The following is a 15,088-nucleotide window of genomic DNA, read 5'->3' as shown; positions in this document are numbered from 1 at the left end:
GACTGAAAATCCTCGTGTCGCTGGTTCGATTCCGGCTCTGGGCATTTTCTTTACTATAATAATTGTATATGGGCGTGTAGCTCAGGTGGTAGAGCACTTGACTTTTAATCAAGTTGTCCGGGGTTCGAATCCCCGCACGCTCATGGGAATGAGAGAGAAGCAGTGTCTTTTAATGGATGCTGCTTTTTTTGTTCAGCAAATTCTGGCAGATCCTATAAAAGTATTTATAAAAGTGACGAAATTTTTAAAAAAAAATAATTTTGTTGTCCTTTAATAGTAATATAATGTCTTTGAGTTACTTTTGTTAATGTGAAATCATACAAAAAAATGAAAATAACTTGAATATGATAAAACTGAGGCGGTTGTATTTTGTAAATATGTATGATACGTTATGACTAGATTAAATAATTGTATAATAATACATATTGGGAGGAAATTTAGATGAGGATTCGAAAGAGTACAAAGAAGGTAGTTGCTTTATTAAGTATGATACTTATTTTAATTTTTAATGTCATACCAGTTTTTGCTACTGATGAACAAGACGATAAAGGTAGAGATACACGTGTAGCGGTAACATCGCCAAAAGTTTATATGGAAAAAATAGTGGTGTATCCAACATATGTTAGTAACGATGGGTCAATAAGTGTTTATGATAAAGGTTATACATACTATAGGAGTGGAAATAACATACAAGGAGTTTTCTGTACAGTTACTCCTGAACAAGTGGAAAGCATGAAAGAAGCTATCCGCAATAAAGGATATGTGCAGAGCGGATATGAAATAAATGTATTTTATAAAATGACAGGAGATTTTAGACAAGGAATGGTGATTACAAGACAGCCAGCAAACGTGCCAAGAACGCCTGTTGGCCCTAATACTACATACTACACTACATTTTATACGGATATAGACAATCCTGTTTTAATCTGGGATGCGTATTTTGATTACTTGTATAATAACAAATGGGGTACTCAATTAATGCAAGCGTCTGTTTATTTTTAATATAGATAGTTATGTAAGAGATGGTATCAAAAACAGTAAAAACTAGATATAGGAGGAAGAAACTAATATGAGGACGATTCCATTGAGCTATTATCATTCATCGCAAAAAGTTAATAATAAGGGAACTGTTTATTAAAAACTGGATTTGATTCGAATGACTTAAAAACAGTAATGGAAGAGAGGCTGTCAGAAATTGAGAATCAGCCTTTAAAGATAACAGACGAACAGAAAAATTATCTAAAGGAGAAATATGATTTGGAGGAGATGACTTTTCCAATCAATTATACTTTATCATCAGTGACCCACAGTTTTATGACCGACTTGTTCGAGATGGGAATTATTACAGAGAGAGAGTTAAGAGATTATTCAGAGCCTGTACGCCCTATGAAAAAGCCGGCTAACTATAATTCACTTCCAGATGATATAAGGAAGAATTTAAAGTTTGTGGAAGATCCGCTTATTCCAGAAGATCAGATAGCGCAACCTGCTTCCTATATTTTAGGGAGCGATATTGCAGGTGAGAATATAAAAGATGCCTTTGAGATTTTGGCAGTCCAGCAAAAAAGGTATTCGGAGATTGCGTTGGGGGAGAACAGCAGGAATATGTACTTGAAAAATGCAAACATGTATAATAAATTGTTGGATATTTTGGATGAGATATATGGATAGAATTGTGTTCCTATGCATACCCCTGATATTAGAGAAGGAAATACCCCTGTAGAATTCATGCTTTTTCTAAGACTTGAACCACTACAGGGGTGTCTCTTTTGTTCGGACTTATTTATTTTAGGGCCCAAGGCCCCTTGTTCTGATTTTGTCAAGCGCTTTCTTTTCTAAGCTGTTTTCTGCTCCTTTTCCCCTCATATTTCTCAATCTCTTGATGAAGGAACCGGTCATATTAATTCATATTCCGTCCTATCGCATACAACATGTACTCATTATATACTTATTATGGCCTATTATGTTATTTTTTGTAGTTTGCAATTTTTAGCGAAACTTAAGATTATCTTTCAGAAATGGATAGATACTATATATATTTACTAATGATTCAAGCAAAAGTAGTCAGTCATTTAGAAGGGGGTATTTTATGATTAATATACAGAAAACTGCCATAATAGGGTGCGGATTTGTCGGTTCTACAATCGCGTATACATTATTACAGAGAGGGACGTTTTCAGAAATGGTGCTGATTGATGCAGATAAGAGAAAGTCCGAAGGAGAAGCTATGGATATAAGCCACGGCCTTCCCTTTGCCCATGCAATGGATATCTATGCCGGGGACTATGGAGATATCAAAGATGCGGCGCTTATTATCATCACTGCGGGCGCCAATCAGAAACCAGGAGAGACAAGGCTGGATCTTGTACAGAAAAACACAAAGATTATGCGTTCAATAATCCATGATATCAAGGCTGTCAAATGCGAGGGCATCCTCTTAGTCGTATCTAATCCTGTGGATATACTCACGTGTGTAGCATTAAAAGAATCTGGCTTTCCAAAAGAAAGGGTAATAGGGTCCGGAACGGTTCTTGATACTGCAAGGCTCAAATATCTGCTTGGCGAGCATCTTAAAGTTGACAGCAGAAGCGTACACGCGTTTATCATCGGTGAACACGGCGATAGCGAGCTTGCGGTCTGGAGTACGGCCAATATATCTGGCATTGACATAGAACACTTTAGTGAGCTGCGCGGATGCATATCGGAGGAACACGTATGGGAAGCCATATATCAGGATGTACGTGACAGTGCCTATGAGATTATAGAGAGAAAAGGAGCTACGTACTATGGCATAGGGATTGCTGTTGCCAGAATTGCCGAGTGCATCATCCGCGACAGCCATGCGGTTCTTCCGATATCTGTATTCCTGTCCGGGCAGTACGGCCTTCAGGAGCTGTGCCTCAGTATTCCGACAGTCGTAGGACAGAATGGGGCAGAACAGGTACTGGAGATAGAATTGGATGAAAAGGAGCGGCAGAAGCTGATAGAATCAGCAGAAGAAATCAGTAAAACACTCAGCCAGATAATGTAAAATATACGCAGATCTGTCTAAAAAGCAATCTTTACCTAAACTTAAGATTTTCTTTCGGAAATTGATAGATACTATATATATAATTACTATTAACCCGAATAAAAGTAATCAGTCATTAAGAAGGAGGTTTTATGATGTACGAGGATAAAAAGCCTGCAGTCAGCGTGGTTGTCCCTTGTTATAATGAGCAGGAAGTACTGCCTCTTTACGTAAAGGCCATGCAGGAAGTTATAAAGAAGATGGAGCCTGCTGCCGTGGAAATCATATTCGTGGATGATGGTTCTTCAGATGAGACGCTGAAGCTTCTAAAGGCATATCATGAGCAAAATAAAGATTATCGTTATCTATCCTTTTCCAGAAACTTTGGAAAAGAGTCTGCTCTCTATGCAGGACTTAAAGCCGCAGAGGGTGAGTATGTCGTTGTAATGGACGCAGATCTGCAAGATCCACCTGACTATATACCGGAAATGTTCGGCATATTACAGGAAGGCGAGTATGATTGTGTGGCTACAAGAAGAGGAGACCGGCAGGGGGAGGCCAGAATACGTTCATTCCTGTCAGCGTCTTTTTATAAATTTATTAATAAGCTCTCCGAAGTACAGATTGTGGAGGGCGCCAGAGATTTTCGTATGATGAATCGGAAGATGGCCGATGCCATACTCTCGCTGAGCGAATGCAATCGATTTTCTAAAGGCCTGTTCGGATGGGTCGGGTTCCAGACAAAATGGCTTGAGTACCACAATGTCGAGCGTGCGGCGGGGGATACGAAGTGGTCACTGTGGAAACTGTTCAAATACTCCATCGATGGAATCCTCGGCTTTTCGACAGTGCCTCTGTCAATGGCATCTTACGGGGGAATATTGTTCTGTGGGGCGGCGTTCTGCATGATTGTATTTCTCGTCGTCAAGAACCTGTTCTGGCATGACCCTGTTGCAGGCTGGCCGGCCATGATGTGTGTCATCTTCCTGATCGGAGGCATACAGCTGCTCTGCATTGGAATTTCAGGACAGTATCTTGCAAGAGCTTACACGGAGATTAAAAACAGGCCAATCTATTTATTGAGGGAATCAAGTGATGAAGAGGATGCAAAAACGGACAGCAAAAGCTGCAAAAAACAGGGAAGATATTTTATATCTCTCGATTCTTATAATCATACCGCTCATCCTGTATATCCTGAAGACAAGAAACGGATATCTGGCAGGCTCTGAGATAGACTGGCTCGGGCAGCATATCGCATTCCCGGACTATTTCCGTAAGCTGTTTTATAATACGGGCACTTTGTTTCCGCAGTTTGCGGCAGAGCTTGGCGGAGGACAGAACATCTATAACTTTGCATACTACGGGCTCTTCAATCCGGTATATCTGTTGTCTTACGCGCTGCCATTCGTAAAGATGGCCACATATATCCAGGCCGTAGCATTTCTGGAACACATAGCGGACGGGATACTGTGTTACTATTGGCTCGGCAGAGGCCATTTTAGAAGACGGGAAAGCTTTTATGCATCCGTTGTGCTCGTGCTGGCGGCCTCCATCACTTATCACTCAACGATGCAGCTTATGTTTATAAATTATATGCCGTTTCTCCTGCTGGCACTAATTGGCTATGACCGATATAGTGAGACCGGAAAATATGGCCTGTTAACGGTATCAGTATTATTTATGATACTGACAAGCTTTTATTTTGCAGTGGGAGGCCTGGCAGCCCTGTTTCTCTATGGAGTGTGTGAATACAGGCATGAAAAGGGCACATCCTTGTGGAGCATAATCAAGTGGTTATGGCAACGATATTATCCTGCGCTTCTTGGCTGCCTTCTCTCTTTGTTTTATCTCGTACCCGTATATTTTGCGATGTCGGCGGGGCGCAGCGGGCATAAAGGACAGTCCCTGAAAGAGCTGCTGCTCCCTGACATACGGCTTCATAAGCTCTTATACAGCGGTTATGGGATGGGACTTTCTGTCGCTGCACTCATCATATTATGTACGAGTATTTTTTATAAGAAATGCAGAGAGAAGTTTATGGCTGCCACATTGTTAGTCCTGTTTCTGTTTCCGTTATTTGACTGGCTTCTGAACGGAACGCTCTATCTGAGAGACAAAGCCTTTATACCGTTTCTGCCGCTTATGTGCTGGCTCGCCGCTTCGTTCCTTTACAGGATTGGCAGCCGCCTGCTCAAGATACGTGAAGCTGTGGGTGGATGTGTACTGGCCGGTGTACTGCTTATAGCCTCTCTGCTGACAAACAGTTATGCACAGCAGGAGAAGTATTTTATATATATTGATTTCGCAGTCTGTGCGGCAACAATTGCCATCAGCATGTTTTACTGGAAGAAGGCCGTATGCACAGGTATGCTTGCGGTGATGGCGCTGCTGTGCATGGGCCAGGTGACGTTGCTGAAAGAGGAACTGGTCACCAAGGCTGAGATGGACAGAATTGACAGCCCGGATATCGAGAAGGCAGTCAGGTCCGTGCAGGACGACATATTTTACCGCACTGAGACACGGGGCGGATACAGTGTGAACAAGGCGAACCAAAATAAGGTGTGGGTGTGTGGACAGAACCTGACCACCGTATATTCCTCTGTCAGCAATCCTTACTACAGCAATTTCCGAAGTGAAGTTCTGCATCTGAGCAAACCGAGCAGGAACAGCCTCATGGCAGATACAGTGGATAACCCGATTTTTCTGAAGATTATGGGAGTCCGGTATATTGTGGGCAGCCAGGCACCGGATGGTTACGAGAAGATAAAGCGGTTCGGGGATGCCAATATATATGAAGATACGGAAGTGGCACCTGCAGCATATGTGACGGATCAGACGATTTCGGAAGAGGATTTCTTGAACTTATCCTGGCCGGAAAGACAGCTTGCTCTGCTCAGTACGGCTGTAGCAGATACGAAAGAGAAACCGGAAAGTAAAAAAGAATGTGTTAAAAAGGCGGATGTACATATGAGTGCATCCAGAATCAAGGGGGATGCCTCATCCGGTATATTATCTGTCGATAATAATCTGGAAGAAGATGGCTATCTGTTTCTGGAATTTGAAGTGAAGAACAATAAGGTTTCCAAGGATGTGACGGTAACTGTAAACGGGGAGCAGAACAAGCTCAGTGCGAAAAACGCCTCGTATTATAATGCCAATACGACGTTCCACTATACCTCCCTTCTTTCTGCCGGGGAGAAAAAGATTCCTGTTGAGTTTGGCGAAGGCGATTATGAGATTGATAACATCCGTGCCTGGATAGGAACAGCGGACAGGGAGGGAACACGAAACCTTTACAGCAATCCGGCCGGACTGGCCGTTACAGGAAAAGGAAATGTGCTGGAAGGAACAGTGGATTCTGAAACAGGGGGATGGCTCATTACATCCATTCCCTATGACGAGAATTTCAGGCTGTATATCGATGGAAGGCGGGAGAAGATACAAAGAGTCAACAGTGCGTTTATCGGCGTGCCTCTCAAGGAAGGAAAACATGAGGTCCGGCTTATCTATCACTCCAAGGGCAGAGCGGCAGGAATAGCGGGAACGCTGGCGGCCCTTGGCATACTTGGAGCAGACCTGATAAGAAGGAAGAGGAGATTGCATGGTAAAATATAAAAGAATTACAGCTTATATGATATTTGGCATTCTAACTACATTTGTCAACGTGGCGGCGTATTATGTCTGTTATCAGATACTGAAAGTTCCGAATGTGTACAGTACGATAGCTGCGTGGTGTATAGCCGTCGTATTTGCATTTCTCACCAACAAGCCTTTTGTATTCGGAAGCAGGGACTGGAAAGGCATGACAGTTGCGGCGGAGGCAGCCAGGTTCTTTGGGTGCAGAGCGCTCACCGGCATACTGGAGGTTGCACTCATGTATCTGCTCGTGGATATTATGTCGCTACAGGGAACGGTCATGAAGATACTGACCAATATTATCGTCATCGCATTGAATTATATTGCGGGAAGATATTTTGTATTTGACAACTGACAATATACTACAAAAAATCCCTTCACCGGATGTTATATTATATCCGGTGAAGGGATTTTGGATTAACAGGAATAGCAGCAGTATTAGATTTTGGGGACTGGAGACTTATATTTTGAAGGCGTTGGAAGACGAAAGCTTTACACTTTTTTTGCAGCCGAAGGTCGATCTTCACACGGGTAGATTCTGCAAGAGCGGCAATGGAGACATTCCGTAAGAATGGATATAAGCCGGACCTGTTTGAACAGCTATATGAGCAGAATAACGGCAGGTTTGCTCTGCCCTGGCTAAAGGACGGCAGGACTTCGAGCGCCGAAGCCAGGAAGGAGAAAGACGGGGGACAGTGGCATGTACGAGGGGAAGAAACATGGAAAAAATCAATACAGAATCGGGAAGAATAGATAATAATGGCGATTCTTATTGACTTTTCCTCTTTTATTCTGTATATTATGAAATAATAAAAGGGAGTAACTTGCGCCGGCAGAAGCCCGCGTTTACGATGTCGTCAGTACGATGAGCAATCATCCGTATCGTAATGAAATGGTGAGACTTTTATTGCATATTTAATTATGCAATAGAGGTCTCTTTTTTATTTAGGTGGAAATACTAAAATAGAGAGTCTCATTGCAGGAAAGAGAGGAAAACATATGCTGACAAGTAAACAGGCAAAAATAAACCAGGAGAAATACGGCTATAATGAGCTGGCTGAGGGTAAGAAGAAGAGCACGGCAAGGATATTTCTGGAGCAGTTTGAAGATTTTCTCGTTATTATCCTCATAATAGCTGCTATAGTTTCTGGATTTTTAGGCGATGCGGAAAGTTCCGTTGTCATCTTCGTTGTCATAACAATCAATGCCATACTCGGCACAGTGCAGACGGTAAAGGCAGAACAGTCCCTGAAGAGCCTGAAACAGCTGTCTGCGCCGGAGGCGAAGGTTATAAGGGATGGGGTGATGATACAGATTCCGTCCAGAGAGGTCACAGTAGGAGACGAAGTAGTACTGGAAGCCGGGGACTGTGTTCCGGCGGACGGACGGCTTCTGGATGTAGCGAGCCTGAAGGCGGACGAAAGCGCCCTGACCGGAGAGAGCCTGTCTGTGGAAAAATCACTGGAAGAAGCACCTGCCGGGGCCGCGCTCGGCGACCAGACGAACCGGGTCTTTTCCGGTAGTTTTGTAACTTATGGGAGGGGTACCTTTGAAGTTACCGCAATCGGGATGGATACGGAAGTTGGCAAGATCGCAAGGCTTTTAAAGACAACTTCAGAAAAAAAGACGCCGCTCCAGATGAATCTGGATGATTTTGGAAAGAAGCTGTCAATCATCATCCTCGTTTTCTGCGGTATATTATTTGCAGTAAATGTGCTGCGGGGCGGGTCTGTGGCGGATGCGTTCCTGTTCGCGGTGGCACTTGCGGTGGCGGCAATCCCGGAGGCGCTTAGTTCCATCGTTACGATCGTGCTTTCATTCGGTACCCAGAAGATGGCAAAGGAGCATGCCATTATCCGCAAGCTCCAGGCAGTGGAAGGGCTTGGAAGCGTGTCTATCATATGCTCCGACAAGACAGGAACGCTGACACAAAATAAGATGACGGTGGAAGATTATTATGTGGACGGCAGACGGATACCGGCGGGGGATATCGACCTGTCTGTCTGTAACGAGGAGAAGCTGCTTATATTCAGCATGCTCTGCAATGATTCCGTGAACGCGGACGGACAGGAAATCGGCGACCCGACGGAGACCGCACTCATCAATGTCGGCAGCAGGCTCGGGGCTGACGCAGGTGAGATAAGGAAGAGGTTCCCACGTCAGTCGGAGATACCGTTCGACAGCGACCGGAAGCTGATGTCTACGCAGCACCGGATAGACGGTACAGAGCTCATCATCGTCAAAGGAGCAGTCGATGTACTGCTCGGACGTATGAGCGGCATAAGGACGGGGGAGACGGTAAGGGAGATTACGGAAGACGACAGGCTGGAGATCGAGAGGCAGAACATGGAGTTTTCGAGGGATGGTCTGCGGGTGCTGGCATTTGCATATAAGGAGATTGAAAGGGCACGTGACCTTACGCTGGAAGAGGAAGACGGCCTTGTCTTCCTCGGCCTCATATCGATGATGGATCCGCCGAGGGAGGAATCGAAGTCAGCCGTGTCGGAATGCAAAGCAGCAGGCATCAAGCCGATTATGATTACCGGAGACCACAAAGTTACGGCTGCCGCGATTGCGAGGAAGATTGGTATACTGAGGGACGATTCCGAGGCATGCGAAGGTGCAGTGATTGAAGACATGTCCGATAAAGAGCTCCAAGAGTTCGTGGAAAAAATCTCCGTGTATGCAAGGGTCTCCCCGGAACATAAGATAAGGATTGTCCGGGCGTGGCAGGAGAAGGGCAACATAGTCGCTATGACAGGAGACGGCGTGAATGACGCTCCTGCGCTCAAACAGGCGGATATCGGTGTAGCCATGGGTATTACCGGCTCGGAGGTGTCCAAGGACGCGGCGTCTATGGTGCTCACGGACGACAACTTTGCCACGATTATCAAGGCAGTGGAAAATGGAAGAAACATCTACCAGAATATCAAGAACTCGATACAGTTCCTCCTGTCAGGAAACTTCGGCGCCATACTGGCCGTGCTGTATGCTTCCGTGGCAGGATTACCGGTGCCCTTTGCCCCTGTACACCTATTGTTCATCAACCTGCTGACGGACAGTCTTCCGGCTATCGCGCTCGGCCTTGAGCCGCATACGAAGAACGTGATGCAGGAGAAGCCCCGCCCTATGGATGAGTCTATACTTACAAGGAAATATCTGCTCAGCATCGGAACAGAAGGCTTCTGTATCGGAATCATGACGATGGCTGCATTTTATATCGGTTATGCAAGCGGCGGGAGTGCACTGGCCAGTACGATGGCATTCGGAACCCTCTGCACGAGCAGGCTTGTACACGGTTTTAACTGCAAGTCCGCAAGGCCCGTATTGTTCACGGACAGGTTCTTCAATAATATATATCTCATAGGAGCGTTTGTCATCGGACTGCTGCTTATCACTGGTGTGCTCATGGTACCGGGACTGCACGGAATCTTTAAGGTTGTCACGCTGGATCTGGGACAGCTGCTGACCGTATATGGGCTGGCACTGCTGAACCTTCCTGTGATACAATGGATGAAAAAGATAAGGAGTTAAAATGGATTTTAGCAGAGAGAGTGTAAAAAAGATAAGAGGACTCATTATATTTACGGCTATCGTCGTGTTATGTCTCTGGGAATACAACAAAGTGTTCGATATTCTCGGATTCGTGTTCCACATCATGTTTCCGTTCATCCTCGGCGGAGCGATAGCATTTGTGCTGAATGTGCCGATGAACTTTGTGGAACGCCATCTGTTTGGAAGTGAAAAGGCACAGAAGAGCAAAGTGTGCGCCAAAGCCGCGCGGCCGGTCAGCATGCTCATAGTGCTCCTGCTTGTATTCAGCGTTATTGCCGTAGTAATGTTCATACTGATACCACAGCTTGGAAGGACCTTTGCGAATCTGGGCGACAGCATACAGGCATTTATCCCAAGGGTACAGACGTGGGCAAACGACCTGTTCCACAACAACAAGGAAGTGATGTCCTGGGTTAATAATCTGGAGTTCGACTGGAACAAGATTATGGATGCAGGCATCGACTTCTTCCGGAATGGCGCTGGGAGCGTCCTTGACTCGACCATAACGGCCGCCAAAAGTATCGTGAGCGGAATCACGACATTTTTCATCGCGTTTGTATTTGCCTGCTATGTGCTGCTGCAGAAGGAAAAGCTGAATATCCAGGCAAGGAAGGTACTGTTCGCGTTTGTGAGAAGAGGAAGGGCGGAGGCTGCGCTGGAAGTATTTTCGCTGACCTACAGCACCTTCTCCAGCTTCCTCACCGGCCAGTGCGTGGAAGCCATCATACTCGGAAGCATGTTCGTCGTATCTATGGGGCTGTTCCGGCTTCCATATGCGCTGCTGGTCGGCATCGTGATAGCCTTTACGGCGCTGATCCCTATCTTCGGCGCTTTCATCGGATGTGCGGTAGGCGCGTTCCTAATATTTATGGTGGATCCGGTCAAAGCCCTTATGTTCGTAGCTCTGTTTCTTGTGCTGCAGCAGATTGAAGGGAACCTCATCTATCCGCATGTGGTTGGAAATTCCGTCGGCCTGCCGTCCATATGGGTGCTGGCCGCGGTCAGCATAGGAGGAAGCCTGATGGGAATCGTAGGCATGCTCATATTCATTCCTATCGTGTCCGTCGTATATGCGCTTTTCCGTGAGATCGTGTATCTGAAGCTGAAGCAGAAGAAAGTGGACCCGGATTCCATAAAGTAGATAAAAAGGCACAGCCGATGCGGCTGTGCCTTTCGTAATACTATCTGTTATTTGATGACCTCTCGAATAATACGATGCCAGTTCTTGTAGGAAATCTTTTCGATCTCCTCGCTATGGAATCCGGCACGTTTCATTTCCTCAATGACGTTTGGAACTTTGGAGGCGTCCTCCAGACCGATTGTATAAGGGTTCTCCTGGCTGCTGAATGAGCTCAGCGTGTCTCCGCACAGAAATTCGGAGAAATCAAAACCGAAGCCGACGTGGTCTATTCCCATCAGTTCCACCATACGGACGAGATGTTTGACAAGATTCTCTACCGTCTGTTCTGATTCCACATCATGTACGAACTCGTTGAAGGAATTCAGGCCGACGATACCTCCTGTCTTTGCCAGTTCCTTTAACTGCTCATCGGTGAGATTCCGGCGCTGGTTACAAAGAGCCCGGCAGTTGGAATGTGTGGCTACGACAGGTCCTCCCGCCGCGTCAAGCAGATCCCAGAAGGAGGCATCGTTCAGATGCGATACATCCAGTATCATTCCAAGATCCTGGATCTTCTTTACTGCTCTCCGGCCTGTATCCGTCAGTCCTCGTTCAGGATTCCCCAGCGCTCCTGTTGCCAGCGGATTCTCTTCGTTCCATGTTAGGCCGGCGTGTCTGGCTCCGAACTGATAGAAATCATCAATCAGATCCAGGTCTTCACCGATACTTTTTAGTCCTTCCAGCCCGATGAAGGCATACATCCTGCCTTCATCCCGGGCTTTTATCATATCATCGTAAGAACGTGCCACTTTTAATATATCGGCACAGTCAGACTCCTCATGGGCAATTGCCTCCATCATCTGGCGTGTGCGTTTCAGTGGCTCCTTATCGAAAGGTGGATCATTCCAGATTACAAATATTCCGCCCTCAATCTGTCCTTCTTTAAGACGCTCATAGTGGTATTTGCGGAAAATATCAGATTCTCCGTCAAGATAATGGTGTGTCACGTCGGTCCAGATATCAGAATGTGCATCAAAATTCATATCTCTTAATCCCCTTTCCTTTCAGATGTGTGAGGCTTTATAAGCCGAGTATGCTGCCGACTACAAGGCCGAAGTATGTACCAAGGACATATCCCAATGTACCGATAAGTACAATCGGTCCAACGAGCTTCGTCCAGCCTTTGGACACGGCCATAGCGACGGCAGTCGTAGGTCCGCCGATGTTGGCGTTTGAAGCAAGTATGATATCCTCCAGGTTGAACTTCAGCAGCTTTCCTGCAACAAGGCTGAATATCATGTTAACTGCTACGACGATTGCAGCGAATACGAGCAGCAGCGGAGAGTTCCGGATGATAAGAGGTACAGATGCCGGAACACCGATTACGAAGAAGAACAGGTAGATCAGGAAGGTTCCAAGCTCCTGCGTACCTTTGATATTGCCGAAGAATCCCGGCGCGAACGTAGCGCAGAGCATGGCAATCGTCGTAATCCACAGATACATGTTGCCGAACAGCGTGTTCAGAATCTTCAGGAATGCGTTGGATGTTGGGATGACGCTTCCTAGTCCGGTTGCAATAATATTTGACAAGGCAACAATCACAAACGCGGTTGCGGCTGCGAGGGCGATATCTCTTAAGGAGATTTCTTTTCTTCCCCAGAATGCTGATGCGTTTGTCTCGTTTTCTTTCAAGTTGCTTCCTGCAGCTTCTACTTCATCCACATATGGATGTTTGAAGTTCTTGCGGAAGAAACCGATAGACGGCATGGCAATCAGCAGGAAGAAATATAATACCATCAGCAGATTGTCCGCTACCGTGGCGGCGGAAATCATCTCTCCTGATACGTCAAACGCCGCACCCAGTGCAGCGAAGTTCACCGTGCCGCCGATGTACGTTCCGGTAAAGACTCCGGCAAGCCCTGCCAGCTCCGGAATAAACTTGTTGAGTGCCGTATAGGCAAGCAGTGAACCGCATGCCGTACCTACGGAGCCAATCAGAAAGATAATCAGGATACGCCCGGAATCTTTACCTATCTTCCTCATATCGCACTGCAGCAGCAGCAGAGGGATGGAAAGCGGCACCACATACCCCCACACGATGTCCCATACAGGAGCGTTCATAGGAATGATACCAAAGTTAGATAAAACGATTGCAAAGATAAGAGCGATGATAGCTCCCGTCATTTTTGCCGCCCATTTATACCTCTGTTCCAGATAAATGGCAGCAGCGGCGCCTGTGGCACAGATAGCCCAGAGCACCCATGTGTTTTCCTCTCCTATAAGAGGATTGCTCAGATCGAAAATATGTCCCCACATACTCTCTTCCTCCTTTCATTTTTGCGCGTTTTCTGAAGAATTTCCGTCAATTGTTGTCAATTGAACTAAACTAAGTATATAGAATCTGTCTAAAAAAGTCAATAATTGTACAAAAAAGCAGAAAAAAATAAAAGACAAAACAGGAATTGTGAGAAACTTTTCACAAAAACAGGATGGTATGCGTCAGAAGAGCAATGAACTGTGCGTTCGTCGGCCTTACGTCGCAGTAACAGTTGGTCAGTTCCTGATATGTCCTCTTGGCATGTGAATGCCACAGTATGTCAATGGAATTACGGATTGCCCTTTCCACGGCGGAGGGGCTTGTGCTGTACGCGGCAGCGAGATAAGGGTACAGATTTTTGGTTATTCCTGACAGATAACTTGTATCATTGATGCAGAGTGACAAAGCGCTCCTCAGATATAGATATCCTTTCAGCTTGGGCGAAATCTCAAGCCGGTTCAGCAGAAGAGTCAGCCTGCGGTTAAGCTGGATATCTACCGGTGTAGAAGTATAAATATTGTTAGTCATGGCGTTTACCTCTCTTTTTTTGAACATTATGCTTAAAAAAATAATAACAATAAGTCTGATTATAGGAAATATGCTATAATAAATCAATATTGGCATGGGGGAGAAAGTTTCCAAAAATGGAAAGGTGGAGAAAATTGAAGAACGAAAGAATAAAATATATCATGCAACAAAGAGGGCTTACATTTGAAGACCTGGCATGGCTGAGCGGGGTACCTTATAGTACACTGACAAAGATTGGAAGCGGTGCGACGGAGAATCCCGGCTTTTCGGCCATGGAGAAGATAGCAAGGGTGCTGGACTGTTCCCTGGACGAGTTCACGGACAGGGAGCCTGATGTGCCGTATGACTTCTCCGATTATGTATATCGGTTTAAAAAGCTGCCGGATCCTATGAAGGAATATATAAAATATACGATAGACACGGAATATGACCAGATGATTCACAGCACTTCCCACGATAAAATTAAGATGAAATGCTTTGAGTTTACGAATATAGTTCAAGGGCTGGCGCAGTACGACAGCAGGATAGAGAGGGACATACTGGTAAGCGATAACGAGATAAGCCAGTATTGCACCTTCTGCGTATATCTGAGCACGCCGGTGCTCTCCCCGAAGTTTCCGGAAGGCAGCCTGCTCGGGTTCCGCTATGATGACGACTATGATCCGAAAAATGGAGAGATATGGATTATCATGCGGGGAGGCTATCTTTATATGGGGAGAGTATATAAGAGGCACGTTGATATCTATATCAAGGCGCTGAACGGCACGATCGATGACTGGCATATCAATTCCCACACGCAGTATAAGAGGATGGGCAGGCTGGTCGGCGTCCTGAGAGAAGGCAACGTGCATGTGGGTGCAGACGCCCGGTAAGGCAGAGCATGAAGAAGAGCCAGACTACGGCAGGCGGTCTGGCTCTTCTT

The 15,088-nt window shown here is 45.8% G+C and carries 13 protein-coding genes and 2 tRNA genes (1 of these 15 only partly in view); 12 read left to right on the top strand and 3 right to left on the bottom strand.

Annotation, left to right across the window (positions count from 1 at the left end; genetic code table 11):
- From HMPREF0980_RS18270 to HMPREF0980_RS18225, 11 genes are all read left to right on the top strand, one after another.
- Positions 1–44: transfer RNA gene (locus tag HMPREF0980_RS18270), tRNA-Phe, on the top strand; it begins 29 nt to the left of the window's first position.
- Between the two features lie 26 nt (positions 45–70).
- Positions 71–143, top strand: a tRNA-Lys gene (locus tag HMPREF0980_RS18265).
- 298 nt (positions 144–441) lie between these two features.
- Positions 442–1,002 (top strand): hypothetical protein, encoded by a 561-nt coding sequence (locus HMPREF0980_RS18260; RefSeq protein ID WP_049730509.1) that lies wholly within the window; start codon positions 442–444, stop codon positions 1,000–1,002.
- A gap of 171 nt (positions 1,003–1,173) precedes the next feature.
- Positions 1,174–1,671, top strand: coding sequence for a hypothetical protein (locus HMPREF0980_RS18255; RefSeq protein WP_049730508.1), 498 nt, complete (start codon positions 1,174–1,176; stop codon positions 1,669–1,671).
- 418 nt (positions 1,672–2,089) lie between these two features.
- On the top strand, positions 2,090–3,031 hold the full coding sequence (locus HMPREF0980_RS18250) for an L-lactate dehydrogenase (RefSeq protein WP_049730507.1): 942 nt from the start codon (positions 2,090–2,092) through the stop codon (positions 3,029–3,031).
- 134 nt (positions 3,032–3,165) lie between these two features.
- On the top strand, positions 3,166–4,239 hold the full coding sequence (locus HMPREF0980_RS18245) for a glycosyltransferase family 2 protein (protein ID WP_330375951.1): 1,074 nt from the start codon (positions 3,166–3,168) through the stop codon (positions 4,237–4,239).
- Positions 4,157–6,625: a YfhO family protein gene (locus HMPREF0980_RS19555; protein ID WP_242847445.1), complete on the top strand. Its 2,469-nt coding sequence runs from the start codon at positions 4,157–4,159 to the stop codon at positions 6,623–6,625. The genes HMPREF0980_RS18245 and HMPREF0980_RS19555 overlap by 83 nt, the downstream gene beginning before the upstream one ends.
- Positions 6,612–7,001, top strand: coding sequence for a GtrA family protein (locus tag HMPREF0980_RS18240; protein WP_049730505.1), 390 nt, complete (start codon positions 6,612–6,614; stop codon positions 6,999–7,001). Before HMPREF0980_RS19555 ends, HMPREF0980_RS18240 begins: the two co-directional genes overlap by 14 nt.
- 197 nt (positions 7,002–7,198) lie before the next feature.
- Complete coding sequence (locus HMPREF0980_RS18235) at positions 7,199–7,399, top strand: hypothetical protein (RefSeq protein ID WP_049730504.1); 201 nt, start codon at positions 7,199–7,201, stop codon at positions 7,397–7,399.
- A 246-nt stretch (positions 7,400–7,645) separates the two neighbouring features.
- Positions 7,646–10,180: a cation-translocating P-type ATPase gene (locus HMPREF0980_RS18230; RefSeq protein ID WP_049730503.1), complete on the top strand. Its 2,535-nt coding sequence runs from the start codon at positions 7,646–7,648 to the stop codon at positions 10,178–10,180.
- 1 nt (position 10,181) lies between these two features.
- Positions 10,182–11,342, top strand: coding sequence for an AI-2E family transporter (locus HMPREF0980_RS18225; protein ID WP_049730502.1), 1,161 nt, complete (start codon positions 10,182–10,184; stop codon positions 11,340–11,342).
- A 47-nt stretch (positions 11,343–11,389) separates the two neighbouring features.
- On the opposite strand, the gene HMPREF0980_RS18220 is transcribed toward HMPREF0980_RS18225, so the two are convergent.
- From HMPREF0980_RS18220 to HMPREF0980_RS18210, 3 genes are all read right to left on the bottom strand, one after another.
- Positions 11,390–12,364, bottom strand: a complete 975-nt coding sequence (locus HMPREF0980_RS18220) for a dipeptidase (RefSeq protein ID WP_049730501.1) — start codon at positions 12,362–12,364, stop codon at positions 11,390–11,392.
- A 37-nt stretch (positions 12,365–12,401) separates the two neighbouring features.
- Positions 12,402–13,637 carry a DUF819 family protein gene (locus HMPREF0980_RS18215; protein WP_049730500.1) on the bottom strand — a complete coding sequence of 412 codons (1,236 nt, stop codon included), beginning with the start codon at positions 13,635–13,637 and terminating at the stop codon, positions 12,402–12,404.
- Between the two features lie 160 nt (positions 13,638–13,797).
- On the bottom strand, positions 13,798–14,166 hold the full coding sequence (locus HMPREF0980_RS18210) for a sporulation initiation factor Spo0A C-terminal domain-containing protein (protein WP_198146332.1): 369 nt from the start codon (positions 14,164–14,166) through the stop codon (positions 13,798–13,800).
- A gap of 134 nt (positions 14,167–14,300) precedes the next feature.
- Here HMPREF0980_RS18210 and HMPREF0980_RS18205 point away from each other — a divergent pair, with 134 nt between their 5' ends.
- Positions 14,301–15,038 carry a helix-turn-helix domain-containing protein gene (locus HMPREF0980_RS18205; RefSeq protein WP_198146331.1) on the top strand — a complete coding sequence of 246 codons (738 nt, stop codon included), beginning with the start codon at positions 14,301–14,303 and terminating at the stop codon, positions 15,036–15,038.
- Positions 15,039–15,088: the final 50 nt, after the last annotated feature.

The sequence above is a fragment of the Dorea sp. D27 genome (genome assembly GCF_001185345.1).
Taxonomy (GTDB): domain Bacteria; phylum Bacillota; class Clostridia; order Lachnospirales; family Lachnospiraceae; genus Extibacter.
This window is presented reverse-complemented; position numbering and strand designations above follow the sequence as displayed.